Raw genomic sequence first — 540 nt, 5'->3', positions numbered from 1 at the left:
CTTGGCCACGCACTTTACATGAAAGCCATTCATGCAGGTAAAACTAAGAATGATAGAATCGATGCGCTTAAAATCGCCAAACTCATGCGCGGGGGGAACTTCCCTCTTGCTTATGCTTATCCCAAAGAGCATCGTTCTATCAGAGATGCATTAAGGAGGCGCACCCACATCATGCGTATGAGTGCTCAGCTCAAGGCTCATGTGTCCAGCACCGTCAGCCAATATAATCTACCTGCGCCTGAAACACGATTAAACCTGCAAAACTCGCCCTCCAGGCAACAAATGCATCTCTTCTTTCCTGATGAGGCTGTGCAAAAGAGTATGGATTTAAATCTCAACATCATCGATACCATGGTGCATGAAATCTATAAAATTGAGCCTTACGTGAAGCTTAAAGCCCAGTTCCACAAGGGCAGTGACTTCCATATTCTAAAGTCCTTTCCTAGCATTGGTAAAATACTGGCGCTCACTATTTTATACGAAGTGGGTGACATACAACGCTTCGATCGCGTTCAGCAATTTGCGTCTTACGCTCGACTA

At 45.2% G+C, this 540-nt stretch carries 1 protein-coding gene; it reads left to right on the top strand.

Annotated features, from left to right (window positions below):
• Nucleotides 1-18: 18 nt before the first annotated feature.
• On the top strand, nt 19-540 hold a 522-nt coding region (locus J3L16_RS16545; protein WP_242698885.1), incomplete at its 3' end, for a transposase.

The sequence above is a fragment of the Alteromonas sp. 5E99-2 genome, assembly GCF_017368475.1.
In the GTDB taxonomy this organism is placed as follows: domain Bacteria; phylum Pseudomonadota; class Gammaproteobacteria; order Enterobacterales; family Alteromonadaceae; genus Alteromonas_F.
This window is presented reverse-complemented; position numbering and strand designations above follow the sequence as displayed.